Genomic DNA, 25,499 nt, shown 5'->3' on the forward strand with positions numbered 1-25,499 from the left:
CTCTCGCACTGGCGTTAGGCTTGCTGCGCTGTAAACAGCCACCCTCTCGTTTTCATCTATCAATGACTGTTTATTAATAGTTGATGGTTATCTGTTATATAACTTAATGAAACGTGAACAAATGTATATTTGTCGGCGAATAAATAGCATTCTTTGACGCCGATAGCACCAGCGAACTGATATTTTTAAGTTCGTTACCTGACGCCTTAAATATTGCGGCTCCCGGTCAGTCGAAGATTCTATTAGCAGTGGCATAAATCAGCATCGCCTGATGTTTCTGGTTCTATGCGAATTCACAGTGTGCTCATTGATTCGTAATTCACTCTGACAAGGAAATGGCAATGAAAAAGGTTCTTCTCTCTGCAGCAATGGCAACCGCGTTTTTTGGCATGACTGCTGCTCATGCAGCTGATACCAATGTTGGCGGCGGCCAGGTTAATTTCTTCGGTAAAGTTACCGATGTATCCTGTACTGTTTCTGTTAACGGCCAGGGCAGCGATGCGAACGTTTACCTGTCTCCGGTAACCCTGACTGAAGTTAAAGCGGCAGCAGCGGATACTTATCTGAAACCGAAATCTTTCACCATTGACGTCTCTAACTGCCAGGCTGCTGACGGCACCAAACAGGATGACGTAACCAAACTGGGCGTGAACTGGACCGGCGGTAACCTGCTGGCTGGCGCAACCAGCAAACAGCAGGGTTACCTGGCGAACACCGAAGCTTCCGGTGCCCAGAACATCCAGCTGGTGCTGTCTACTGACAACGCCACCGCGCTGACCAACAAAATCATCCCGGGTGACAGCACTCAGCCGAAAGCAAAAGGCGATGCTGCTGCTGTAGCCGATGGCGCGCGCTTCACCTACTACGTTGGTTATGCGACCAGCGCACCGACCACAGTAACTACCGGTGTGGTCAACAGCTACGCGACTTACGAAATTACCTATCAGTAATTCCGCCAGAAAATAAAACTGCCCCGCTCCGGGGCAGTTAATAACAATAATAAAGCGGCGATGTCCGCCGCTTGTATTTTTATTCTGAGGTCAGCATGAAGCGTATTGCCCTTTTTTTCTGTTTCATTTTTAGTTTTGCGGCCCATGCCAACAACATTATTGTTAACGGTACCCGCTTTATTTATCCAGGAAATGAAAAAGAAATAACGGTACAGCTTTCAAATAACGCCGACCGTCCGGCACTGGCGCAGGCCTGGCTGGATAATGGCGATGCCGATGCCACACCGGATACCATTACCACCCCGTTTATTATCACCCCGCCGATCTCGCGCGTTGACGCCAAAAGTGGCCAGACGCTGCGTATTAAGCTCGGCAGCAGCGCCGGTCTGGCGAAAGATAAAGAGACACTGTGGTGGCTGAATCTGCTGGAAATTCCACCGGTAGTGGCCAATCAGAAAAATGAAGGCCAGAACGTGCTGCAGCTGGCGATCCGTTCCCGCTTTAAATTTATTTACCGCCCTGCCGGACTGGGCAACCGCGATGCGGCGGCCGAGAAGCTGACGCTGACTGCCAACGGCAGCAGTCTCGCCATCAATAACCCGACGCCGTTCTACATTACCGTCAGCCGTATTTCCCGCGACGGCGGTAAAGCCCTGAACAGCAAAACCGTGATGCTGGCGCCGCAGTCCAGCCAGACGGTAGCACTCTCCTCCGCCGTCAACCGCGGCGAAACCCTGACCGTTAACAACATTAATGACTATGGCGCCGATGTCGCAGTGAAAGTGGCCGTTAAATAAGGGAAAATCTAATGAAGCAGAGGTCATTCTGCCCGGGAAGATTAAGCACCGCGATAGCCATCGCGCTGTGCTGCTTTCCGCCATTTTCCAGCGGACAGGAAAACCCGGGAACGGTATATCAATTTAACGACGGCTTTATTGTCGGTAGCCGCGAGAAGGTCGATCTGTCTCGCTTTTCGACCAGCGCGATTACCGAAGGCACTTACTCCCTTGACGTCTACACCAACGACGAGTGGAAAGGGCGCTACGACCTGCGCATCGCGCGCGACAAAGACGGTAACCTTGGCGTTTGCTACACCAAAGCGATGCTGACGCAGTACGGCATCGCGGCGGAAAAGCTTAACCCAAAGCTCAGCGAACAGGAGGGGTACTGTGGTAGCCTCAAATCCTGGCGTAACGAAGAAAACGTCAAAGACAACCTGGTCCAGTCCTCCCTGCGGTTGAACATTTCGGTGCCGCAGATCTATGAAGATCAACGTCTGAAAAACTATGTCAGCCCGGAGTTCTGGGACAAAGGCATTACTGCGCTCAATCTGGGCTGGATGGCCAACGCCTGGAACAGCCACACCTCTTCGGTCGGCGGCTCGGATAACAGCAGCGCCTATCTTGGCGTCAACGCCGGCCTGTCGTGGGACGGCTGGCTGCTGAAGCACATCGGCAACCTGAACTGGCAACAGCAGCAGGGTAAAGCGCACTGGAACAGCAACCAGACCTATCTCCAGCGCCCCATTCCGCAGCTCAACTCCATCGTCAGCGGCGGGCAGATTTTTACCAATGGTGAATTTTTCGACACCATCGGTCTGCGTGGGGTCAACCTTTCCACCGATGACAATATGTTCCCGGATGGCATGCGCTCGTATGCCCCGGAAATTCGCGGCGTGGCGCAGAGCAACGCCCTCGTCACCGTGCGCCAGGGCAGCAACATTATCTATCAGACCACCGTTCCGCCCGGGCCGTTTACCCTGCAGGATGTCTATCCTTCCGGCTATGGCAGCGACCTTGAGGTCTCGGTGAAAGAGGCGGATGGTTCGGTGGAAGTGTTTAGCGTGCCTTACGCTTCCGTCGCCCAGCTGTTGCGCCCGGGAATGACCCGCTACGCGCTCTCCGCCGGTAAAGTGGACGACAGTTCTCTGCGTAACAAGCCGATGCTCTATCAGGCCACCTGGCAGCACGGTATCAACAACCTGCTGACCGGCTATACCGGGGTCACGGGTTTCGACGACTATCAGGCCTTCCTGGTGGGGACCGGGATGAACACCGGCATCGGCGCGCTCTCCTTTGACGTGACCCATTCGCGGCTAAAGAGTGATACCCATGATGATTCGGGGCAGAGCTATCGCGCCACCTTTAACCGCATGTTTACCGATACCCAGACCAGCATCGTGCTGGCGGCGTATCGCTACTCGACGAAAGGTTATTACAACCTCAACGACGCGCTGTATGCCGTCGATCAGGAAAAAAACAGCCGCAGCAACTACACCCTGTGGCGGCAGAAAAACGGCATGACCTTCACCGTGAACCAGAACCTGCCGGACGGCTGGGGCGGGTTTTATCTGAGCGGTCGCGTCTCCGACTACTGGAACCGCTCCGGGACAGAGAAGCAGTATCAGGTCAGCTACAACAACTCATTTGGTCGTCTCTCCTGGTCGGCGAGCGCGCAGCGCGTTTACACGCCAGACAGCTCCGGTCATCGCCGCGACGATCGTATTTCACTTAACTTCAGCTACCCGCTGTGGTTTGGCGATAACCGCACCGCCAACCTGACGTCGAACACCTCGTTCAACAACTCGCGCTTTGCCAGCTCGCAGATTGGTATCAACGGTTCGCTGGACAGTGAAAACAACCTTAACTACGGCGTGTCGACCACCACGGCCACCGGAGGCCAGCACGACGTGGCGCTCAACGGCAGCTACCGTACGCCATGGACCACGCTCAACGGCAGCTACAGCCAGGGCGAAGGCTATCGTCAGAGCGGCCTGGGCGCCAGCGGGACGATGATCGCCCATAGCGGCGGCGTGGTGCTCTCGCCGGAAAGCGGCTCGACGATGGCGCTGATTGAAGCCAAAGATGCTGCCGGCGCCATGCTCCCGGGGTCGCCGGGCACCCGTGTGGACAGCAATGGTTACGCCATCCTGCCGTATCTGCGCCCGTACCGGATTAACGCCGTCGAGATCGACCCGAAAGGTAGCCTTGACGATGTCGCCTTCGATCGCACCGTGGCGCAGGTTGTGCCGTGGGAAGGCAGCGTGGTTAAGGTGGCGTTCGGCACCACGGTGCAGAACAACCTCACGCTGCAGGTGCGCCAGGCGAACCATGAGCCGCTGCCGTTTGCGGCGAGTATTTTCTCTCCTGATGGTAAGGAGATCGGCGTTGTCGGCCAGGGCAGCATGATGTTTATCAGCGATGCGAATGCCAAACGCGCGATTGTGAAGTGGAGCGGCGGGCAGTGTTCGGTGGATCTGGGACCGCAAACAACAAAGGATAGCGTATGTCGCTGAGGAAATTACTAACGCTTTTTATCGTCTTAATGGCGCTGGGAACCACCTCGTCCTGGGCCGTCTGTACGCGCCTTTCTTCGCCAACGGTGATGCTGGACATGGTGGTGGGCAGGGTGGTGGTGCCTCCGGATCTGCCGGTGGGGTCGGTGATCCTCACCCGCGACTGGACGATGAGCGCCCCCGGCGGCGCGAGCTATCGCTGTACCTCCGGCACCAACCGCTTCGCGGCGAAGATTGTTGCGCCAGGGGCCACTGATCTCGGGAATAAAATCTATTCCACCAACGTGCCGGGTATCGGCATGCGTTTCAGCCGCGGCGGCGCGACGGTCAATATCGTCTATCCCGACGTCTTTTCGTCTCGGGTATCGGGTACCACCAACTATTCGCTGGAGGGATCGCGCTTTACCCTGGAGATAATCAAAACCGCGGCAACCACCGGCAGCGGCACCCTGGCAACAGGGAAATACACCTCCTATGACTGGGAGAGCGGCGGCAACCCGATCCTCGAAACCTATCTGAGCGCCAACGCCATCACCGTGGTCTCGCCCTCCTGTACGGTGATGAGCGGGAAGAATATGAATGTCGATGTGGGCTCCATCCGGCGCAGTGACCTGAAAGGGGTGGGCACTACCGCGGGCGGGAAAGATTTTAATATCGATCTGCAGTGCAGCGGCGGCCTGAGCGAAACCGGGTATGCCAACATCAGCACCTCGTTTTCCGGAACGTTGGCTACCAGCACGACGGCGACTATGGGCGCGTTGCTCAACGAAAAGGCCGGTAGCGGTATGGCAAAAGGCGTCGGTATTCAGGTACTGAAGGATGGATCGCCGCTGCAGTTTAATAAGAAATACACCGTTGGCCGCTTGAATAATCAGGAGACTCGCTACATCACCATCCCGCTGCACGCGCGCTTTTATCAGTATGGCCCGACGACCAGCACCGGCGAGGTGGAGTCGCATATGATCTTTAACCTGACGTACGATTAATACGGGAGGGGGAATGAAGGGATTGCCGAAACACACTATCGCGTGGCTGCTATTCTGCGGCAGCCTCGCCGCCCCCTCGGCGTGGGGTTTCGAGACCAATTATGACCGCGGACGGGTCGAATTTGCCGGGCGGGTGACGGATATTTCCTGCAGCGTCGCGCTGAATGGCGGTCAGCATGCCGGCAATGGCAACGTCTGGCTGGCGCCGGTCAGCCTGGCGGAAGTGCACGATCGCGGGGCCGGGGCGTTTATGAAGCCGCAGCCATTTACCCTGGCGCTGTCAAACTGTCAGTTGCGCCATGACGGTGGGGCCGCCTCGCAGGACGAAGTGCGACGGGTCAGCGTTCGCTGGATTGACGGTTTTTTACTGACGGCGGTCGGGAATGAGAATGCGGGCTATCTGGCCAATACCTTGCCAGATGGGGCGCAGAATATTTATCTGGCGCTGTCGACCAATGATAATAATACGCTGGATAAAAGTAATAAAATTGTCCCGGCGGACCCGCAGCAAAATCAGGTGCATTTGCAGGAAAACGCGGTCAGCGGTGGGCTGTTCACCTATTACGTGGGCTACGTTTCGCCAACGCCAAAAAGCGCCACCAGTGGGCCGATTACCAGTTGGGCAACGTGGGAATTAGTTTATAATTAAGCAATGCAAAAAAGCCGGAGAATCCCCGGCTTTTTTTATCGGGTAATATCGTCAGCAACCAGTTGTTCAATACTGACTTCCTGCCAGTAATGGCCCTGAATGGCAAACCATTCCATTCCCTGCAACCATTTTTTATGGTCTTCGCTTTCCACCCCCTCAATAATCACGTTGTGATGATTGCGGGATAAAAAGGTCACCAGGGCATCCATTAACTGGCGGCCTGACTCTTTGCGCATCAGATGCCAGAAAAAATCTTTATCAATTTTGACATAGTCAAAATGATACCCTCTGATGGCGTTAATCCCCGCATGGCCTGAGCCGAAGTCATCGAGCCACAGCGAGGTATCTTGCGGGTTTTGCCAGGCGGCCAGGGAATTATTGAGAAGATTCTCAGCGTTTTCGGTCACTTCGAAATGGACGCAGGCGAGTGCGGCAATTTTATCTTTTATTTCCTTCTGACGCAGCAGATTCAGGATATGGTCGTCGACGTTAATCGTGGCGGAAATGTTGTTGTGTAAAAACCATTCTTTATGTTTTTCAATCAATGCCAGTTGCTCGAGAAAAATACGCTCACGAACCGCCGCGGTAGCATGACGAAAAAAATACTCAGGAGAGACGGTAAGATTATCGAAGCGGCTCAGGCATTCAACCGCGACTAAGGTACCTTGTGGGGAAAACATTTTCTGAAAGACGTAGCGTACAGCGATATCATTACGAGATAAAATGTTGTCTTCGGTTATTTTAGTGTTCATTATCCCTCATCACGAGGTTAGTCAGACAATAGGCAGAGGATAGACTAATTATAGGCTACCTGATGATTAATGGGAATGGCAGGAAATGTAAATCAACAGCGAATAAGTACGCTTTATCCGCTGTTGATTTACTGGAGCATAATTTAACATTGATGGAGTGCGGCAATACGCTGGTTCATCGCGCGGGAATTATCAATGCCCAGCTTTTGCATGATATGGATACGATGGCTGTGAACCGTTTTATGAGCAATGCCGAGCAGGGCGGCAATACGCTTGTTATTATTGTTGGCAATCAGCAGTTCGAGGATCTGGCACTCTCGTGGCGACAGCTGTTTGCGCAACCTTCGCGGTGGCAGTTCGCTGGCGCCCTCTGCGCGCTTGACGATAGAGGAAAAAAGAGATAATGGCGATTTTTCGCTAATAATCATGGCATTATCAATAGTTATCAACTCTCTGCACAGGGCGACAATGTCGCTTTTCACCACCAGTACCGGCTGTTGGCAGCGCTGCAGAGAAAGGCGAAGCGCGTTCAGCAGGTCGACGATTCTGATGGCAGAAATATCCTTATTAATTAAATTGAAAATAACTGTCTGAGCCAGTGGTAGATGTTTCTCATGGATAACGTCGCCATAACCAAGACGGGTGATATTTTCATGGCTATCAATAAGGTAGTGATAGATTGAGTGACCAATGAGATTATCATTGGTGTACAGCAATATACTGTCCAAGGGTATCAGATTCTCTTTTTGCGCTTGGCTTCTAAGATCAGGTCCAGCAGTATCTTCTCTATTCTGCGCTGGTCATCGAGATGGCGGAACTTAAACTGGCAGGATATCTGATAGTAGCTTTCACTCTCTTCATTGGCGTCATCAAGGGTGATAACAATGACATTCTTTACCACCAGGTCAATGGTGATCTCACCATATTCCGCGAGCATCAGTACAGCATTTTTCAGTAAGGCGTTATGGCTGAGAAATTTCAGGTTCGGCGTCCTGGTCATCAATGCGCAACCGCCATCTGAAATGTCTTTGATGTCGAAAAGATAGTTTTCGCCATTTTTATGGCGACCGCGGCAATAAAAATCATGTTCGTGGCGTAAACGAAAACGGGGATCGCGGCGGCGCTGTACGACCTGCAGACATTCAGGCAAAGAAAAGGCGTAGCGGATACCTTTATCCACACCGCTATTGTCATGTTTTGTCAGGGGTGCATTAAACTCTATTTTCCCTGAATCACTATGCAGGAGAAAGCGAATTTTATGCCCCGGCGGGATTTTGCGGTGAGTCTGAATATGGAACTCGGCAAAATCCACACGTGTCAGTTGGGTTACGATACTCGTGTTGTTAAAAAATATTTCAATTTCAGTACGTTTGCGCAACTCCTCTCTGAAAATAGCAATAATTTCATACTTACTGGTCTTTATCGTTCCCTCTGTCATGTGCTTCCCTTGTAAATAGTTGTCGTGAGGCGTTTGATTTTTCTTATAGCAATAGCAACATTCTGATTGGGTTAATCAGATGTTTTTATGAGCGTTTGATGTTATTGGCTATCTTTGCAGCCAGATTGATATGTATAAACTTGGAATTTGATATTGTGTTTCCTGTAATCAAGAGTTTCAAATTTTGGTCATGACAAAAACGACAACGGCCTCCATGCTGGAGACCGGTCGAAGGATAAAAACAGTAGTTTGATTAACGGGGATAATGAGAAAACGATCGTCGATCACACCCCATTTGTAAGATCTATAGTGCCAGCAGTGTTGAGGTTTTTCCAGGCAAATATTAAGGATAGCTGTCGTTCCCCCCATTTCTCCCCACGGGTCAGGGGCGTGCGCGGGTGGCGATATTATCGAGGATGCGCAGGGCGTCGCCCGGCAGGGCCAGCTGCGCGGCGGCAATATTTTCCGCCAGATGCGTGCGGGAAGACGTGCCGGGGATCAGCAGAATATTCGGCGAACGCTGAAGCAGCCAGGCCAGGGCGACCTGCATCGGCGTCGCCTCAAGCGAGGCCGCGACCTCGTTCAGCTCCTGCGCCTGGAGTGGCGTAAAACCACCCAACGGGAAGAAGGGCACCCACGCGATGTGCTGCGCGGCGAGCGCATCGACCAGCGCGTCGTCGGCGCGATGGGCAATGTTATAGAGGTTTTGCACGCAGACGATGGGCGTCATTTTCTGCGCATCCGCGACCTGTTTTGCCGTCACGTTGCTTAGGCCGATATGGCGGATCAATCCCCGCGCTTTGAGCTCCAGCAGGGTAGTGAGCGGCGCCTCCAGCGAGCCTTCCACCGGGCCGTGAGGGCTGAGCATACTGCGCAGGTTCACCACCTCCAGCACGTCGAGCCCCAGGTTACGCAAATTATCCTCGACGGCCTGGGTCAGTTCGGCAGGCGACATGGCCGGCAGCCAGTTGCCCTTCTCGTCGCGGCGGGCGCTAACCTTGGTGACAATACACAGGTCGTCAGGATAGGGATGGAGCGCTTTGCGGATCAATTGATTGGTCACATGCGGACCGTAAAAATCAGAGGTATCGATATGGTTTACCCCGGCCTCGACGGCAGCCTGCAGGACGCGCACCGCCTCCTCGGGATCTTTCGGCGGGCCGAAGACGCCGGGGCCGGCCAGCTGCATCGCGCCATAACCCAACCGATAAACCTGGCGATCGCCGAGCGTGCCGCGACCGGATAAGGTGACACTGGACATACGAACTCTCCTTACGGTGGCTAAGCCGTAAGTGTAATCCGCTCAGGGGAAAGGGAAGGGCGAGAATGTTGTCAGAATGTGCGGCAGCGGCTCAGGTAAGCCGCTGCCGCCAGAGGCGATTAGCCAAAGAACATCACTGAAACGCAGAGCAGGCCGACCACCAGCGTAATGGCGTTACCCACCGAGCGGTACGGTTTAAGCGCCGGAATAAGCCAGGTGGACAGCGTGGGCATGATAAACAGGATCATGGCGATAAGCGGCCCGCTGATGGCGTAGATCATCGAAATGGCATTCGGGTTGATAAAGCACACCGCAAAGGTGAAGGCGGAGACCAGCAGGATCGACATCGCCCGGTTGAAGGCGCGGCTCTTACGCACGCCGACCAGCCCCAGCGAACTCTTGACGATTTCACTGGCGCCTTCAATCACCCCGAAGTAGGTGCCAAGGAAGGATTTCGACATGGCGACCACGGCAACGATGATGCCGGTTACCGCCAGCCAGCCGGGCGCGCCCGGCACCATCGACAGGGCGGAAAGGATGGTCACCCCCTGATCGCGGGCGCTTTCAATATAGGTCGCCGGGATCGCCAGCAGACAGCTGAAGACGAAAAACAGCACGCTGGCGCAGATGATGGTGTAGGCCACCTTCATGATTTTTTTGCATTTACCCATGGCCAGGTCGCCATGTTTCTCCTGCTGGTCGATAGCAAAAGTAGAAATGATCGGCGTATGGCTAAAAGCGAAAACCATCACGGGAATGGAGATCCAGATCTGATGGAGCGTGTGCGTGCTGAACTGCATCTGGCTGGTGAGGTGCTCAGGATGCCAGTCGCGGATTAAATAGAGGGAGAGAAACAGGAAGCAGGCGATAAGCGGGAAGACCAGAAAGCCCATCACCTTGATGGTGACCTGCCGACCCATGAGAAAGATCAGGTTGAGGACCAGCACAACGCTCAGGCTCAGCAGCGCGCGCAGCGTGGGGGTCATCGGCGTACGATGCGCCACCTGCTCGGCCAGCGAGTTGGTGATGGCCACGGCATAGATGAGCACCACGACGAAGAAGGCGAGGAAATAGAGGCCGGTGATCAGGTTGCCGATTTTCTTACCATAGTAGTGATTGACTGCGCCGGTGATCCCGGTTCCCGGCGCGATATTGGCCGAGAGAATAAACTGGCTCAGCGCTTTGTGAGGCCAGTAGGTGAGCGGCCAGGCGACCAGCGCGGTGATGAACAGGACAATGGCGCCAGCCGAACCCAGCTGGATCGGTAGAAATAGCGTCCCAGCGCCTACTGCAGTGCCATATAAGGCAAAACTCCATAGAGTTTCTTCTTTAGACCAAATTTTAGACATTATGCGACTTTATCAACCGGTAAACCAAAAAAAAGGAGTGCAATTTACCATATTTATGGTTCGTCTGTTGCGATAGTTTTTGGTGATAAAGTCGCGGCGGATCGTGGAGGATCCGCCCGGGGCACTACCCGCGCGCCGGCTGGCGTGGGCGGCGGCGGCGGATAACGCGCTCGCGCAGGGTGTCCCATGCCCAGTTAAACGCCATGGTGTAGGGCAGGAAGAAGAGCATGAAGCCGATCTCCAGCATAAACGCCTGCAAGAGCGATACGCCCAGCACGATCGCCACCATGGTGACGCCAATGATGATGAATCCGGTCTCAAAGCCCAGCGCGTGCAGCGCACGCACTTTCAGCTGGCGGGGAAAGCGGGAGACCGGCCACAGGCGATCGAACATCGCGTTATAGATGATGTTCCATACCATCGCCAGGGTGGCGAGCAGAATACTCAGCCCGCCCATCTCCACGACCGAGCGCTGCATCAGCCAGGCGGCGGTAGGGGCGAGGATCAGCGTCGCCAGTCCTTCGAAGGTGATGGCGTGGATAACGCGTTCCGTAAGCGTCTTGCGCTGATGAGGGATCTGTTGCATGGCGAGCGACCTCCAGTTTTAGCCTGAACAGGAAATTACCCGGCATTTTATGGAAAAACATGATAAACAAAAGATAGAAACCATCGATAAAGTAGATAGATTATGCGTTATTCCCCGGAAGCGTTAACCGCCTTTGTGGAGGCGGTTGACTGCGGATCGTTTTCCGCTGCCGCCCGTCGCCTGCGTAAAAGCCAGTCGACGATCAGTACCGCTATCGCCAACCTGGAGGCCGATCTCGGCGTGACCCTCTTTGACAGGGCAACGCGGCAGCCGACGCTGACGCCGCAGGGGGAGCAGGTGCTGAGCTATGTCAAAGCGATCCTCGCCGCCAGCGAGCGGTTGGATGAGCTGGCGGTGTCGCTCGCCGGTGAGACGGAACCGCGACTGACCTTCGTGCTCTCGGACACCCTGCACCCGGACGTGCTGGAAGATCTGCTGGTGCAGTTTGACCGCCGCTTTCCCCATACCGAGTTTGAGTGTTTGATTGGCGAAGACGAGGATGTGATCGATCTCCTGCAAAAAGCCCGCGCCCAGGTGGGGCTGATTGAGGCCAGAGATCGCTACCCGACCGACATCGGCAGCACCCGCCTGCCGCTGCAGACGGCGATGGGCATTTACGTGGCGCCTGACCATCCGCTGGCGGCGCAGGGCAAGGTCGTCTGGGATGAGCTGCGCAGCTGGCGTGAGCTGCGGTTGAGCACCTTTCTGGCCAGCGCCACCGAACCTGCCGCAGGTCAGGTCTGGTCGGCGCCAAACTATCTGCTGCTGCTCAGCATGGCAGTGCAGGGATTCGGCTGGTGCGTTCTGCCCTGTGCGCTGGTGGCGGAGTTTGCGCCGCAGGGCGGGCTGGTGGCGCTTGATATTCCCGGCTGGCCGCGGGCGATTTCGGTCGATCTGCTGTGGAATAAGAAAGCGCCGCCGGGGGCGGCCGGCAGCTGGCTGCGTGAGCATCTGCAGCGGCGTGAACGTTAATAAAAAGCGGTTTCTTTGTGATTGGCTTCACTTTTTTTAAACAATTACAAAGTTTTTTGATAACAATTATCTAGTATATCGCTGTTTCTTTGCGCAAAAGCATGGGCAGGGGTAGAGGATGAAGGATGTCGTGATCGTCGGGGCGCTGCGAACGCCGATTGGCTGCTTTCAGGGTGCCTTATCGCGCCATTCAGCCGTCGAGCTGGGGAGTGTGGTATTGAAAGCGCTGGTTGAGCAGACAGGGATCGATCCGCAGAGTGTGGATGAGGTGATCCTCGGCCAGGTGCTGACCGCCGGTACCGGGCAAAACCCCGCGCGGCAGTCCGCAATTCGCGGCGGGCTGCCTAACACTGTATCGGCCATTACCATAAACGACGTCTGCGGCTCCGGCCTGAAGGCTTTGCACCTCGCCACCCAGGCGATTCAGTGTGGGGAAGCGGATGTGGTGATCGCCGGCGGCCAGGAGAATATGAGCCGCGCTCCGCATGTACTCACCGACAGCCGCACCGGCGCCCAGTTGGGCAACAGCCAGCTGATTGACAGCCTGGTGCATGACGGACTGTGGGATGCCTTCAACGATTATCATATGGGCGTTACGGCGGAAAACCTCGCCCGGGAATACGGCATCAGCCGCGAGTTGCAGGACGCCTGGGCGCTCAGCTCACAGCATAAGGCGCGCAAGGCGATTGATTCCGGCCGCTTTCGCGACGAGATTGTCCCGGTTATTACCGAGCATAACGGCGCGGCGCGCACCGTGGATACCGATGAACAACCGCGGGTGGATGCCAGCGCGGAAGGGTTGGCCAGCCTGCAGCCTACCTTCGACCGCCTCGGGTCGGTGACCGCCGGCAACGCCTCCAGCATCAACGACGGCGCGGCGGCGGTGATGATGATGAGTGAAGCCAAAGCTCTTGAACTGGGGCTGCCGATCCTCGCCCGGATCCGCGCCTTCGCCAGCGTCGGGGTCGATCCGGCGCTGATGGGCATTGCCCCGGTGCACGCCACCCGTCGCTGTCTTGAGCGGGCCGGCTGGCGGCTGGACGACGTCGATCTGATCGAAGCCAATGAGGCCTTTGCCGCTCAGGCGATCTCGGTTGGCCGGGTACTGGAGTGGGATGAACGGCGGGTCAACGTCAACGGCGGCGCGATCGCTCTCGGCCACCCCATCGGCGCCTCCGGCTGCCGGATCCTGGTATCGCTGGTGCATGAAATGATCAAGCGTGATGCCCGTAAAGGGCTGGCGACGCTGTGCATCGGCGGCGGTCAGGGCGTGGCGCTGGCGGTAGAGCGCGCCTGACGCTCTGTCTCGATCTACATGGCCTCCTGCGGGAGGCCTTTTTTATGCGCCGCGCTTTGCCGAACCCTGCTTTTTCTCGCGTATTTCACTTCCCCCCTGGCGAATTTATTGAGCTCCGTCACGTCTTGTTGTGCCACATTTTTTGAAACAAATAACTACGATCCTGGTCACTAAAACTAAGGTTCTTAAAAAATAAAATAACGTTTCATAAAAACGAAATGACATTTTATTTATTATAAGGGGTACCCTATGTTAAAACGATCTCTGGTTCTGGCCGCCCTCTGTGGTATGTCTTTTGCGGCGACTGCGGTAACGATAGATTTACGTCATGAATTTATAGATGGCGGCAAGAGCGATAAAAGTAATGCCGACCGCGTCTCCGTTTCCCACCGTTTTGCCAACGGGCTAGGCTTTACCGTCGAGGCCAAATGGCGCTCGGGTGGCGACAACGGTTCGCAGCCCTATTCAGACGTGGTGGGTAATGGACATGAAGACACCATCAGCTGGCGCTGGAAAGCAACGTCGAACTTTTTCCTCACCCCCGGGTTTACCATTGAGAGCAACGACAGCCGCTCCATCTACAAGCCGCACCTCCACGTGCAATACAGCTTCGACAACGGCTTCTATGTCGCCGCTCGCTATCGCTATGAATACACCCGTTATCCGAACAACGCCGGTAAAGATGATGACAAAGTTAACCGCGGCGACGCGTGGGCCGGGTTTGCGCTTGGTGACTGGCGTACAGAGCTGAACTATGTCTATGCCCGCAGTTCCGAAGGGGTCAGCCGCAACGACAACAAACCCTACTCGCAGGAATATAACGTGAAGGTGGCTTATAAGCTGGATAACAACTGGTCACCGTATGGTGAAATTGGCAACGTCGGGGTGAACGACCGCAGCGATCGTCAGACCCGCTTCCGCGTTGGGGTGGCCTACTCGTTCTGACAGACCATTCAGCCCTCATCGTTTGTTTTCCCCGGCGCCGTCAGCCGGGGTTTTTTATGGGGGAAAGAGAAGGGACAAAAAAAGCCCTCCACGAAGGAGGGCAAGGCCAGTGACAGAAAGACGTGTGGCGTGGATCAGGCGCTTAGCATTGGCGGATGCTCGGGTAATTTCGCGATATAGATGGCCGGTTTACCGTCTTTATCGGAGCTGAACAGAATGGCGCTGTCGTCCGGGGTAAACGAGGGGTGTGGGTGAGTCACCTGACGGCTGTTGGCCACCGTCGCCCACGAGGTATCATGACGTGCGACGCGGAAGTAGCGTTTTTGCGCCACGTTAAAGACATACAGATAAGGATCGTTATCAATGGAGTAGCCGCCGGTATCTTTGACATCCACCGGGGTCCCTGAGCCATCGCCCACCAGCAGCGTGCCGTCGAAATTGCTCATCAGATGCGAGCAGGCCGGCATCGTCATCAGGGCCTCGTTGACGCCGCTTTCGGGATCAAAGCGATAGATAGTCCGCCCCTGCTGACCTTTCAGATAGGAGACGTAGATCAGCGCCGAACCGTCCGGTACCCAGAATTCATGGGTGCAGCTTTCGCCCGGGGCATGCGTTTTCACTTTGCGGACGTGGCTGCCATCTTCATTGACCAGCCACATGCGGGCGTCCACCAGATCGTGCGGCCCTTCATGGCAGAAGGCGACGGTGTGGTCGTCGAAGGGACGATAGATTGGGTGTCCCAGCCAGATTTTTTCCTCATGGATCACCTGGCTCTCACCGCTGTGCAGATCGACGCGCAGCAGGCGGCAGTGTGGTCCTTTGTGAAAGAAGTCATGAAAAATCTGCCAGTCGTTGAGCGGCGTCCAGTCGCTTTTCGCAATCTCAATGCCCACCAGTTTGCTGCAATCGCTGTTTGCCACCCAGGTGCCGTAGCCGACCCAGTCATCGCTGACGCGATAAACTTCGCGCTCAACGAGGGTGGTCAGATTCACCTCCAGCAGGGTGCGGTCATTTTTCACGTAATAAAGCGACTTATCGTCCGGGGAGAGGAAGCCGCCGAAGGTGTTATCCCCGGCGCCTTCCGTCAGCTGGATGGCCTCGGCGCTGGCGATATTCAGCAGATAGTAGTTCCAGTGGCCGTCAAACTCGCCGGCGAACAGTAAATGGCTGCCATCGTTAAAAAAACACTTCTGATAGAAGTAGTTGCGATGACAGGTGACCTCCGGAGGGGTTAAGCGGGTAACTTCCGCTCCGGTATCCGGATCGTGGCTGACCTGATAATTCAGTTTGACCCGCATGCCTTTAGCCATGTAGTGCTCCTTTCTTTCCTGCGATGCCGCTGGACCAGAGGCGTGTCGCTGTGTGATGTGTTTTAAAAGATGAGTGTTAATTTATCAAAACGTCGTTTCATTATTTGTGATGCCTCACGCAGTTCAGCGTAATTCCCGCATTTTCAGCGGCCTGCTGGCCTCTCTTTGTTCGCCTCTCCAGACAACCGGTTGAATCATCGTCCTTTTAACACCTCTCCCGCCCGGCGCGTGCCGCCGGGTGCCTTCGCTTTTTCTTTTTTTGTAATCGCCATCATAAAAAATGAAACATCGTTTTAAATATTATTGAAAATGACAGGGGGCAGGGCTAAGATGGCACTCATCAGCAAAAACGGAACTCTGTTTTATTTTCATTATGGTGGGCTATGCCCGAGAGTTCACCCCACGCTCAGCTCCGCCATCGGCGTGGGCAGGGCCGAGAGAACCTTGCCTGCACGCAGCAGGCTCTGAACGATTAAGGAACACATTATGATTCTTGATGCATTCTCCCTGCAGGGAAAAGTAGCCGTCGTGAGCGGATGCGATACCGGTTTAGGTCAGGGAATGGCCCTCGGGCTGGCGGAAGCAGGATGCGATATTGTTGGTATCAATATCGTCGAGCCAGTGGAAACCATCGAGCGGGTGACGGCGCTGGGACGCCGCTTTCTCAGCCTGACCGCCGACCTGCGCCAGATCGACGGTATCCCCCAGCTGCTGGAGCGTGCGGTGGCGGAGTTCGGCCATATTGATATTCTGGTCAATAACGCCGGGCTGATCCGCCGCGAGGACGCGCTGGCGTTCAGCGAAAAGGACTGGGACGACGTCATGAACCTGAACATCAAGAGCGTATTTTTTATGTCCCAGGCGGCGGCGAAGCACTTTATCGCCCAGGGCAGCGGCGGGAAGATCATTAACATCGCCTCCATGCTGTCTTTCCAGGGCGGGATCCGCGTGCCATCGTATACGGCGTCCAAAAGCGCGGTGATGGGCGTGACCCGCCTGCTGGCGAACGAATGGGCTAAACACAATATCAACGTCAACGCCATCGCCCCGGGGTATATGGCGACCAATAACACCCAGCAGCTGCGCGCTGACGAACAGCGTAGCAGCGAAATTCTCGACCGCATTCCCGCCGGACGCTGGGGCCTGCCGGCCGATCTGATGGGGCCGGTGGTATTCCTCGCCTCCTCAGCCTCCGATTACATCAATGGTTATACGGTGGCGGTGGACGGCGGCTGGCTGGCGCGCTAACCCCCTCCGCGAGGCCGGGGCGGTGAGTATCGCACCGGCCGAGTGAGCAATTATTGTCCATATCAGTAAGTGATAATCGTCCATATTCTATATCGCCTGATTAATGTTACTGCCCTGTATGGACAGGGTTATTCACTATGACAAACGCATTTTTTGTTCCTTAGAAAGTTTAATGTCCATCACAAAACCTCTCCTGCCAGCAAAATAGTCCATATCTTTGGCTTATCCAGCCTGACAAACTCCTCCGCCAGTCACGTACTTTCGTCCTATGTCTTTCTCTGTGTGGCAGGAATAAAAATGACTTCAATCAGTAACGACTCTGCATTAACGCCGCGGACACAACGTGACACCCGGCGGATGAACTGGTTTGTTTCTATCGCTGCGGCGGTAGCGGGGTTGCTCTTTGGCCTGGATATCGGCGTGATATCCGGGGCGCTGCCCTTTATTACCGACCACTTCACCTTATCCAGCCAGCTTCAGGAGTGGGTGGTCAGCAGTATGATGTTGGGGGCGGCGATCGGTGCGCTGTTTAACGGCTGGCTGTCGTTCCGCCTCGGCCGTAAATACAGCCTGATGGCGGGGGCTGTGCTCTTTGTTGCCGGCTCTATCGGCTCCGCTTTTGCCGCCAGCGTGGAGGTGCTGCTGATAGCCCGCGTGGTGTTGGGGGTGGCCGTCGGGATCGCTTCCTATACCGCGCCGTTGTACCTCTCCGAGATGGCCAGTGAGAACGTGCGCGGGAAAATGATCAGTATGTACCAGCTGATGGTGACCCTCGGCATTGTGCTGGCGTTTCTTTCCGATACCGCCTTTAGCTACAGCGGTAACTGGCGCGCCATGTTAGGCGTGCTGGCGCTGCCGGCGGTGATCCTGATTATTCTGGTCGTCTTTTTGCCGAACAGCCCGCGCTGGCTGGCGGAGAAAGGACGCCATATCGAAGCGGAAGAGGTGCTGCGGATGCTGCGCGATACCTCGGAAAAGGCGCGCGACGAGCTTAACGAGATCCGTGAGAGCCTGAAGCTGAAGCAGGGCGGCTGGGCGTTGTTTAAGGTCAATCGTAACGTGCGCCGGGCGGTGTTCCTTGGCATGCTGCTGCAGGCGATGCAGCAGTTCACCGGCATGAACATCATCATGTACTACGCGCCGCGTATCTTTAAAATGGCGGGCTTTACCACTACCGAACAGCAGATGATCGCCACCCTGGTGGTGGGCCTGACCTTTATGTTTGCCACCTTTATTGCGGTGTTCACGGTGGATAAAGCGGGTCGTAAGCCGGCGCTAAAAATCGGCTTTAGCGTGATGGCGCTGGGCACCCTGGTGCTGGGTTACTGCCTGATGCAGTTCGACAATGGCACCGCCTCCAGCGGTCTCTCCTGGCTTTCCGTCGGCATGACCATGATGTGTATTGCCGGGTATGCGATGAGCGCGGCGCCGGTGGTGTGGATCCTCTGCTCCGAGATCCAGCCGCTGAAATGCCGCGATTTCGGTATCACCTGCTCGACCACCACCAACTGGGTGTCGAACATGATCATCGGCGCCACCTTCCTGACGCTGCTTGACGCGATTGGCGCCGCCGGTACCTTCTGGCTCTACACGGTGCTCAACGTGGCCTTTATCGGCGTCACCTTCTGGCTGATCCCGGAAACCAAGAATGTCACCCTCGAGCACATTGAGCGCAACCTGATGGCGGGCGAGAAGCTGCGCAACATCGGTAACCGTTAATGTGAGGCGCGCGGCAACCACGGGCTGGCGACTTTGCGCGTCTCCCGATGGTTGTCGCCGTGAATGATATGCAGGGCGCTCAGGCGCCCGATGTCGTAGTGCGGCAGCTGCACCGTGGAAAGCGGCGGCAGAAACAGATCGCCAATGCCCACCATATTGTCGTATCCCACCACCGCCACGTCCTGGGGAATGCGTAACCCCTGACCCAGCAGCGTCTGATAGACCATAAACGCGATGCGATCGTTGCCGCAGATCACCGAGTCAAAGCCAGGTTTACCCTCGCGGATATGCGCCAGCACCACCGCCGGGATATCGTGGTAATGCTCATCGCCCTGGCCCATATACGAATGGATCAGATGGTCCGGTTCGATACCCGCCTCCCGGCAGGCGCGCTCCAGCCCCTGGCGGCGGCGGATCGTCGCCAGCTGGCTGGCGGGTAAGTGCAGGCACAGCGGATGACGATAGCCAGCGGCAAGCAGGGCTTTCACCGCGTCGTACTGGCCCTGTTCATCGTCCGGGATATAGCTGGCCACCGGCTGGCTGAGGCTTTCGCAGTTGGCCAGCACGCAGGGCAGAGTCAGCAGTTTGTCCGGCAGCGGCACCTGGCGCAGCCCCATGGTGGTAAAGATAATGCCGTCCGGACGGTGGGAGAGGAGCAGGTCGACCACCGCTTCCGGACTATCGTCCGAAAACATGTTGACCACAAAGCTGTTCCAGCCGTGGGCGCGGGCGGTCTCTTCGATCGAGAGGGTGATCTCCACCGAAAAGGGTGTGGTGACGGTATCCAGCGCCAGCACGCCGATGGTGCTGGGGGTGGCGCGCGCCCCGCGGATCTTCTTCGCCGACAGGTCGGGGACGTAGTTGGTCTCGGCGATGGCGGCCTGCACGCGGGCCAGGGTCTCCGGCTTGAGCCGCTCCGGGGTGTTCAGCGCCCGCGAGACGGTCATCAGAGATACATTCGCCAGTTTTGCAACATCTTTCAGGGACGCCATTTTTTCCTCCGCCGTGGTGCAGAGTACAGGCTATACAACTAAGTCGCTGATGTAAAAGAGTGAAACGATTTTCTGCTATCGCCGTCCTGAACGCTGCCGCGGTTAATATTTGATCGCGATCGCATCTTCATTATGTTAACGTTAACTTTTGTGATTAACATCATGTATCGCAGCGAATCCCCCTGCGTTTTGTTTTTTGTTAACGTTACCATAATTGCATTCCTCTAACACGAGAATGTCATGATGAAAGCGCATCACTCACACAGCTACCCGTTGCTCAGTGCCTTACTGTTTTTCTTTTTCGTGACCTGGTCGTCATCCGGCTCCTTGCTCTCTATCTGGCTTCACCAGGAGGTTGGGTTAAAGGCTGGCGATACCGGTATTATCTATGCCGTACTGTCGGTTTCCGCGCTGTTTGCGCAAGTTTGCTATGGCTTCATTCAGGACAAACTGGGGCTGCGCAAACATCTGCTCTGGTATATCACCGCGCTGCTGATCCTCTCCGGTCCGGCGTATCTGCTGTTCGGCCACCTGCTGAAGATTAACGTCCTGTTGGGCAGCATCTTCGGCGGGATCTACATCGGCCTGACCTTTAACGGCGGCATTGGCGTGCTGGAATCCTACACCGAGCGCGTGGCGCGTCAGAGCCAGTTTGAATTCGGCAGGGCACGGATGTGGGGCTCGCTCGGCTGGGCGGTGGCCACCTTCTTCGCCGGCCTGCTGTTTAACATCAATCCGCAGCTTAACTTCCTCGTCGCCAGTTGCTCAGGGCTGGTGTTCTTTATCCTGCTGGCGCGGCTGCGGGTCTCCTCGGCGCCGCATGCGATGCAGGAGGCGGTATCGGGCGGTAAGGTGACGCTGGAAGATGCGCTGCGCCTGCTGACGCTGCCGCGGTTCTGGGCGCTGGTCTTTTTCGTCATCGGCACCTGCATCTACGGCGTCTATGACCAGCAGTTCCCGGTCTATTTCTCATCGCAGTTCGCGACCCTGCAGGAAGGCAATGAGATGTATGGTTATCTCAACTCCTTCCAGGTGTTCCTCGAGGCGGCCGGCATGTTCTGCGCGCCGTGGCTGGTGAACCGTATCGGCGCCAAGAACGGTCTGATTTTCGCCGGCATGGTGATGGCGATGCGCATGGTGGCCTCTGGCCTGGTGGAGGGGCCGCTGCTGATCTCCATTACCAAACTGCTGCACGCGGTGGAGCTGCCGATACTGCTGGTGGCTATCTTTAAGTACAACAGCATCAACTTTGATAAACGCCTCTCCTCCACCCTCTATCTGGTGGGTTTCGCCTGCACCAGCTCGATCATTGCCAGCGTCTTGTCGCCGCTGGCGGGCTACAGCTATGAAAAATATGGCTTCGCCCAGTCCTATCTGATCATGGGCCTGCTGGTGTTCTGCACCACCTTTATCTCCATCTTCTTGTTGCGCTCCGGTAAATCCTCGGCCGATCCGCTGGTGTCGCAACCTACCGCTATCTGAATCAAAAAGAGTGAAAATGATGACTTACACAATCTCCCGGGCTGAACAGGTACTCCAGACACAACGCCAGGCGCTCAATCTGCGCTGGTATCCACACTATCACCTGGCGGCCCGCGCCGGGTGGATCAACGACCCTAACGGTCTGGTGTGGTTCGACGGCTGGTACCATGCCTTTTATCAGCATCACCCGTATTCCACCCAGTGGGGGCCGATGCACTGGGGGCACGCGCGCAGTAAGGATCTGGTGCACTGGGAGCACCTGCCGGTGGCGCTGGCGCCGGAGGGGCCGGAAGATAAAGACGGCTGCTTCTCCGGTTCGGCGGTGGTCGATGGCGATACCCTGGCGCTGATTTACACCGGGCATAAGTTCCACGGCGATCCTGGCGACGAAGCCAATCTGTATCAGGTGCAGTGTCTGGCCACCAGCCGCGACGGGATCCACTTTGAGCGCCAGGGGATGGTGGTCGACACCCCTCCAGGCATGCACCACTTCCGCGACCCGAAGGTCTGGCGGGAAGGGGATAGCTGGTACATGATCGTCGGCGCGCGCGAAGGCGATACCGGCCAGGTGCGGCTGTACCGTTCAACCGATCTGCGCCAGTGGCAGGATGCGGGCGTGCTGGATGAAGCGGAAAGCACCATGGGCTACATGTGGGAGTGCCCGGACTTCTTCACCCTCAACGGTAAGCGCGTCCTGATGTTTTCCCCGCAGGGGATGCAGGCCGAAGGGTTCCGCAACCGCAACCTGTTCCAGAGCGGCTATCTGATCGGCGAGTGGCAGCCGGGGCAGCGTTTTATTCGCCACGGCGAATTCAGGGAGATGGACCACGGCCACGATTTCTATGCCCCGCAAAGTTTCGCCACCCCCGATGGCCGGCGGATCGTAATTGGCTGGCTGGATATGTGGGAATCGCCGCTACCGGAACAGCAGGACGGCTGGGCGGGCATGCTCTCCCTGCCGCGCGAGTTGAGCCTGAGCGCCGATGGCCGCCTGCAGATGCGCCCGGCGAAAGAAGTGGAGAGCCTGCGCGGCGCCTGGTTCCCGTGGCCGGTCAGCACGCTGAACAACCAGCAGACGACGATGGTCGACAACTGCGAGGCGATGGAAGTGCACCTGCGCTGGGACTGCGCCCGCAGCAGCGCTGAGCAGTATGGTCTGCGCTTTGGCGATGGCCTGCGCATCTACGTGGATGCCCAACAGCAGCGTCTGGTGGTGGAGCGGCATTATCCGCAGTTTGGCCTGTGTGGGACGCGCAGCGTGCCGTTGACCGCCGGGGCGGATCTCAACCTGCGGATATTTTTCGATAGCTCTTCGGTTGAGGTTTTCGTCAATGATGGCGAAGCCTGCCTGAGCAGCCGTATCTATCCGCAGGTCCCTTGCCGTGAATTAGCGTTATTTGCCTGGAGCGGCTCAGCTGCATTAACTGAAGCCGGCGCCTGGCAGCTCGAATAATAATAAGGCTGTTGTCGTTAATAACCCGTCTTTGACGATGGGCGGGTTATTATTGCCTGCATCGTCGTGCGTTACCCATTAATAACAAATTCAGTTCATTCCATAATAAAAGGGTTTACCGATGAATAAAATCTGGGTCGGGTGTTTTCTCACGTCTCTGTATCTGCCATCCGTTATGGCGCAGGCGCCGTTATCGCTGGAGGAGCGACTGGCGCAAATGGAGCAGCGGTTAAAGGCAACGGAGGCGCGCGCCGCCAGCGCAGAGGCGGAAATTAAGACACTGAAAGGCCAGCAGCAGGCCACGACGGTCGCCCGCGCGGCGCCGGCTACGCCGCGCCTGCAGCTAAACGACAATGGCGAATTAAAATTTTATGGCGACGTCGAATTTAACCTCGATGGCGCCAGCCGCACCGGCAGTCTGACGTCGGTCAAAACCAGCGCGAATAAAAGCTGGGCGCCGGGCGATAAAGAACGCTGGGATATTAATGGTCGTATTCTGCTGGGGATTGACGGCAGGCGTAATGGCGCTGACGGGAAATATGCCGGATTCAGCGTGCAGCCGCTGGCGGATATGGATGGCAAAATGAATCTCGACGATGCGGTATTTTTCTTTGGTCAGCAGGATGACTGGAAAATAAAAATAGGTCGCTTTGAAGCCTGGGATATGTTCCCCCTGAATCAGGACACCTTTATTGAATATTCAGGCAATACCGCTAACGATCTCTATTCCGACGGCTATGGCTATATTTACATGATGAAAGAGGGGCGCGGGCGCAGCAGCAGCGGCGGCAACCTTCTGTTCAGCAAAACGTTGGATAACTGGTATTTCGAGGTTAACACCCTGGTGGAGGACGGCAGTTCGCTGTTTGTCGATCAGAACTATCATGGTAACGCGCTGGAAAACCGCAAAAATGTGGTGTACGTGCGGCCGGTGGCGGTGTGGCAGTCCGGCGCCTGGTCGGCGGCCGCGGCGATAGAGAGCAATCTCGTCAACAATGCTTACGGCTATCAGAACCAGAGCGGACGCTGGGTCGACCAGTCAAATCGCACCGGCTACGGGCTGACCATGAGCTGGAACACCCTGAAAAGCGACCCGCAGGATGGGGCGGTGGTCAATCTGAGTACCGCTCTGCTGGACGCGGCGGACGAAACCGACTTCAGCGCCGGAATTAACGCCCTGTGGCATCGCGTGGAGCTGGGCTATATCTACGCGCATAACAAAATCGACCAGTTCAATATGGCCGGGGTGACCAGCGAATGCGATGGCGACTGCGCAATTCTCGCGCCGGGGCGCTATGACATCCATACTCTGCACACCTCCTGGCAGTTGCCGAATATTATGGCGATGCCGAACTTCAATATTTACCTTGGCGCCTATGCTTCGTGGCTCGATTCCACGGCAGCGAAGAGCGGGAATCCCGATGAACGCTACGGCGCTCGGGTGCGTTTTAAATATTTTTTCTGACAGGATACTCAGGCAGACTCTCCCGCGGCGGACGCCGCGGGAGAGTTCAGACGGGCAGGTTAGCGCATCGCGCGGCGCAGAATGCGGTCGGTCTGGCGCTGGAAGTCCTCGGCCGCTTCTTCCACCGACTTTTTACCGTAGTCGATGTACTGCAGGGTGGTGCCGAACTGGGCGACAATCTGCGGGTCGTCGAAGTACGGGGAGACCGGCAGGGTCGTGGGCAGGGATTGTGCCAGTTTCAGGCCAGACACCGCCGGATCGTCGGCTTTGATGATCCCGTCCTCGGTCAGGTAGTTGACCGCCGCTTTACTCAGTGGTACTCCACGCTCCAGTCCGAGAATATCCACCCCTTCTTTACTGTTCAGCAGGAAGTTAATCACTTTCGCCGCCGCCTGCGGGTTTTTCGTCGATTTGCCAATCGACAACATTTGCGCGGGCTTGAAGAACAGTCCGGCGTCGGTGGCGCCCGGCAGCATCGGGTATTCCCCCAGCACCAGCTTCGCCGGCGGCTTCAGGTTATCGGAATATTTGTTGATGGTGGAGTTCCACATGTAGGTGCCGCCCCATTCACCCTGGATCCACGGCTTCATCTCGTACATGTTGCTCTTGCCGAACGAGGCATAGTAGCGGGTGTCCGGCATCACATGGTTGTCGATAAGCTTCTTATACATACCGAAGAAATCTGCCCACTGCGCTTTGCTGTAGGAAAATTTGCGCCCCTTCTCATCGATGGCCGGCTGATTGTATTTTTGCACCATATAAGAGTTGAGCAGCGCCAGCACGTCCTGGTGTTCGAGCACGACCGGGTAGTACTGTTTCCCGAGCTTGCTTTCGAAGGTTTTGCCCGCCGCCATAAGCTCATCCCAGGTTTTCGGGAAGGCGATGCCCGCCTTTTTCCACGCTTCGTCGTTAAAGTAGAAGACGCGGGCGGTGACGGAAATGGGAATACCGTTAAGCTTGCCGTTGACCGTGGTGGACTGCAGCTCTTTGGCATCGAACTGGCTGAGGTCGATCTCGTCTTTCAGGGTATTGAGATCGTAAAAGCCCTCGCCATTTTTCGAAAAGATCGGCAACCAGTTCCAGTTGGTCTGCATCACGTCAGGCTCAGTGCCGCCGGCAATCTGGGTGGTCAGGCGCGAAAGATGGCCGTCCCAGCCGGTGTATTCTGCTTTGACGTTAATGTCGGGATGTTGTTTGTGGAATTCCTCCAGCGCCTTGAGGGTGACCTGATGGCGGCCGTTGCCCCCCCACCAGGACATACGCAGGTCGACATCCTTCGCCATTGACGGTAATGCGGTAAGGCCCAGAGTGGCGGAGATGACGGCGCTTAAAAGCACGTTTTTCATTTTA

23 protein-coding genes are annotated in these 25,499 nt (G+C 56.2%); 14 read left to right on the forward strand and 9 right to left on the reverse strand.

What is annotated here, in order from left to right; genetic code table 11:
* Nucleotides 1–341: 341 nt before the first annotated feature.
* The 5 genes from mrkA to mrkF all read left to right on the forward strand — a co-directional run bounded on the left by mrkA (nt 342) and on the right by mrkF (nt 5,880).
* Nucleotides 342–950 carry a type 3 fimbria major subunit MrkA gene (mrkA, locus tag DTA24_RS04705; RefSeq protein ID WP_008806369.1) on the forward strand — a complete coding sequence of 203 codons (609 nt, stop codon included), beginning with the start codon at nt 342–344 and terminating at the stop codon, nt 948–950.
* A gap of 95 nt (nt 951–1,045) precedes the next feature.
* The gene (gene mrkB / locus DTA24_RS04710) at nt 1,046–1,747 is read left to right on the forward strand and encodes a type 3 fimbria chaperone MrkB (RefSeq protein ID WP_012967265.1); all 702 of its coding nucleotides are present in this window, start codon (nt 1,046–1,048) and stop codon (nt 1,745–1,747) included.
* Nucleotides 1,748–1,758: 11 nt separating this feature from the next.
* Nucleotides 1,759–4,245: a type 3 fimbria usher protein MrkC gene (mrkC, locus tag DTA24_RS04715; RefSeq protein WP_008806367.1), complete on the forward strand. Its 2,487-nt coding sequence runs from the start codon at nt 1,759–1,761 to the stop codon at nt 4,243–4,245.
* Nucleotides 4,236–5,231 (forward strand): type 3 fimbria adhesin subunit MrkD, encoded by a 996-nt coding sequence (gene mrkD, locus DTA24_RS04720; RefSeq protein WP_012967267.1) that lies wholly within the window; start codon nt 4,236–4,238, stop codon nt 5,229–5,231. Before mrkC ends, mrkD begins: the two co-directional genes overlap by 10 nt.
* Nucleotides 5,232–5,244: 13 nt before the next feature.
* The gene (mrkF, locus tag DTA24_RS04725) at nt 5,245–5,880 is read left to right on the forward strand and encodes a type 3 fimbria minor subunit MrkF (protein ID WP_012540633.1); all 636 of its coding nucleotides are present in this window, start codon (nt 5,245–5,247) and stop codon (nt 5,878–5,880) included.
* A gap of 35 nt (nt 5,881–5,915) precedes the next feature.
* Here mrkF and DTA24_RS04730 read toward each other — a convergent pair whose 3' ends face one another.
* The 6 genes from DTA24_RS04730 to DTA24_RS04755 form a co-directional block, all read right to left on the reverse strand.
* Nucleotides 5,916–6,632, reverse strand: a complete 717-nt coding sequence (locus DTA24_RS04730) for an EAL domain-containing protein (protein ID WP_012967268.1) — start codon at nt 6,630–6,632, stop codon at nt 5,916–5,918.
* 143 nt (nt 6,633–6,775) lie between these two features.
* The gene (locus DTA24_RS04735; RefSeq protein WP_022064922.1) at nt 6,776–7,348 is read right to left on the reverse strand and encodes a LuxR C-terminal-related transcriptional regulator; all 573 of its coding nucleotides are present in this window, start codon (nt 7,346–7,348) and stop codon (nt 6,776–6,778) included.
* A gap of 17 nt (nt 7,349–7,365) precedes the next feature.
* Entirely contained in the window at nt 7,366–8,070 is a 705-nt protein-coding gene (mrkH, locus tag DTA24_RS04740; RefSeq protein WP_008806362.1) for a transcriptional activator MrkH, read from the reverse strand.
* Between the two features lie 382 nt (nt 8,071–8,452).
* Nucleotides 8,453–9,331, reverse strand: a complete 879-nt coding sequence (locus DTA24_RS04745; protein ID WP_012540635.1) for an aldo/keto reductase family oxidoreductase — start codon at nt 9,329–9,331, stop codon at nt 8,453–8,455.
* 119 nt (nt 9,332–9,450) lie between these two features.
* Nucleotides 9,451–10,680: an amino acid permease gene (locus DTA24_RS04750; protein ID WP_123836580.1), complete on the reverse strand. Its 1,230-nt coding sequence runs from the start codon at nt 10,678–10,680 to the stop codon at nt 9,451–9,453.
* A gap of 124 nt (nt 10,681–10,804) precedes the next feature.
* A complete protein-coding gene (locus tag DTA24_RS04755; RefSeq protein ID WP_008806359.1) occupies nt 10,805–11,266 on the reverse strand; it encodes a multidrug/biocide efflux PACE transporter in 462 nt (153 codons plus the stop codon).
* Between the two features lie 102 nt (nt 11,267–11,368).
* On the opposite strand from DTA24_RS04755, the gene DTA24_RS04760 reads away from it, so the two are divergent.
* From DTA24_RS04760 to ompK26, 3 genes are all read left to right on the forward strand, one after another.
* Nucleotides 11,369–12,238 carry a LysR family transcriptional regulator gene (locus tag DTA24_RS04760; RefSeq protein ID WP_123836581.1) on the forward strand — a complete coding sequence of 290 codons (870 nt, stop codon included), beginning with the start codon at nt 11,369–11,371 and terminating at the stop codon, nt 12,236–12,238.
* A gap of 118 nt (nt 12,239–12,356) precedes the next feature.
* The gene (locus tag DTA24_RS04765) at nt 12,357–13,535 is read left to right on the forward strand and encodes an acetyl-CoA C-acetyltransferase (RefSeq protein ID WP_008806357.1); all 1,179 of its coding nucleotides are present in this window, start codon (nt 12,357–12,359) and stop codon (nt 13,533–13,535) included.
* Nucleotides 13,536–13,784: 249 nt separating this feature from the next.
* On the forward strand, nt 13,785–14,480 hold the full coding sequence (ompK26, locus tag DTA24_RS04770; protein WP_012967271.1) for a KdgM family porin OmpK26: 696 nt from the start codon (nt 13,785–13,787) through the stop codon (nt 14,478–14,480).
* 134 nt (nt 14,481–14,614) lie between these two features.
* Here the strand turns inward: ompK26 and DTA24_RS04775 are convergent, their stop codons facing one another.
* Nucleotides 14,615–15,790, reverse strand: a complete 1,176-nt coding sequence (locus DTA24_RS04775; protein ID WP_008806355.1) for an oligogalacturonate lyase family protein — start codon at nt 15,788–15,790, stop codon at nt 14,615–14,617.
* 486 nt (nt 15,791–16,276) lie between these two features.
* Between DTA24_RS04775 and kduD the strand changes: the two genes are divergently transcribed.
* The gene (gene kduD / locus DTA24_RS04780; RefSeq protein WP_002916003.1) at nt 16,277–17,038 is read left to right on the forward strand and encodes a 2-dehydro-3-deoxy-D-gluconate 5-dehydrogenase KduD; all 762 of its coding nucleotides are present in this window, start codon (nt 16,277–16,279) and stop codon (nt 17,036–17,038) included.
* A 297-nt stretch (nt 17,039–17,335) separates the two neighbouring features.
* Nucleotides 17,336–18,757, forward strand: a complete 1,422-nt coding sequence (locus tag DTA24_RS04785) for a sugar porter family MFS transporter (RefSeq protein ID WP_008806353.1) — start codon at nt 17,336–17,338, stop codon at nt 18,755–18,757.
* Here the strand turns inward: DTA24_RS04785 and DTA24_RS04790 are convergent.
* Nucleotides 18,754–19,749, reverse strand: a complete 996-nt coding sequence (locus DTA24_RS04790; RefSeq protein WP_008806352.1) for a LacI family DNA-binding transcriptional regulator — start codon at nt 19,747–19,749, stop codon at nt 18,754–18,756. The genes DTA24_RS04785 and DTA24_RS04790 overlap by 4 nt on opposite strands.
* 93 nt (nt 19,750–19,842) lie before the next feature.
* On the opposite strand from DTA24_RS04790, the gene DTA24_RS27965 reads away from it, so the two are divergent.
* The 4 genes from DTA24_RS27965 (at nt 19,843) to DTA24_RS04805 (ending at nt 24,149) form a co-directional block, all read left to right on the forward strand.
* Nucleotides 19,843–19,977 (forward strand): hypothetical protein, encoded by a 135-nt coding sequence (locus tag DTA24_RS27965; RefSeq protein ID WP_046621754.1) that lies wholly within the window; start codon nt 19,843–19,845, stop codon nt 19,975–19,977.
* A 12-nt stretch (nt 19,978–19,989) separates the two neighbouring features.
* Nucleotides 19,990–21,231 (forward strand): MFS transporter, encoded by a 1,242-nt coding sequence (locus DTA24_RS04795; RefSeq protein ID WP_012540640.1) that lies wholly within the window; start codon nt 19,990–19,992, stop codon nt 21,229–21,231.
* A 19-nt stretch (nt 21,232–21,250) separates the two neighbouring features.
* Nucleotides 21,251–22,684 carry a glycoside hydrolase family 32 protein gene (locus DTA24_RS04800; protein ID WP_032747069.1) on the forward strand — a complete coding sequence of 478 codons (1,434 nt, stop codon included), beginning with the start codon at nt 21,251–21,253 and terminating at the stop codon, nt 22,682–22,684.
* 121 nt (nt 22,685–22,805) lie between these two features.
* On the forward strand, nt 22,806–24,149 hold the full coding sequence (locus DTA24_RS04805) for a carbohydrate porin (protein ID WP_012967275.1): 1,344 nt from the start codon (nt 22,806–22,808) through the stop codon (nt 24,147–24,149).
* A gap of 59 nt (nt 24,150–24,208) precedes the next feature.
* Here DTA24_RS04805 and DTA24_RS04810 read toward each other — a convergent pair whose 3' ends face one another.
* Nucleotides 24,209–25,495 (reverse strand): ABC transporter substrate-binding protein, encoded by a 1,287-nt coding sequence (locus DTA24_RS04810; RefSeq protein ID WP_008806348.1) that lies wholly within the window; start codon nt 25,493–25,495, stop codon nt 24,209–24,211.
* Nucleotides 25,496–25,499 lie beyond the last annotated feature (4 nt).

Origin of the sequence: Klebsiella sp. P1CD1 (genome assembly GCF_003790505.1) — a bacterium.
GTDB lineage: Bacteria > Pseudomonadota > Gammaproteobacteria > Enterobacterales > Enterobacteriaceae > Klebsiella > Klebsiella variicola.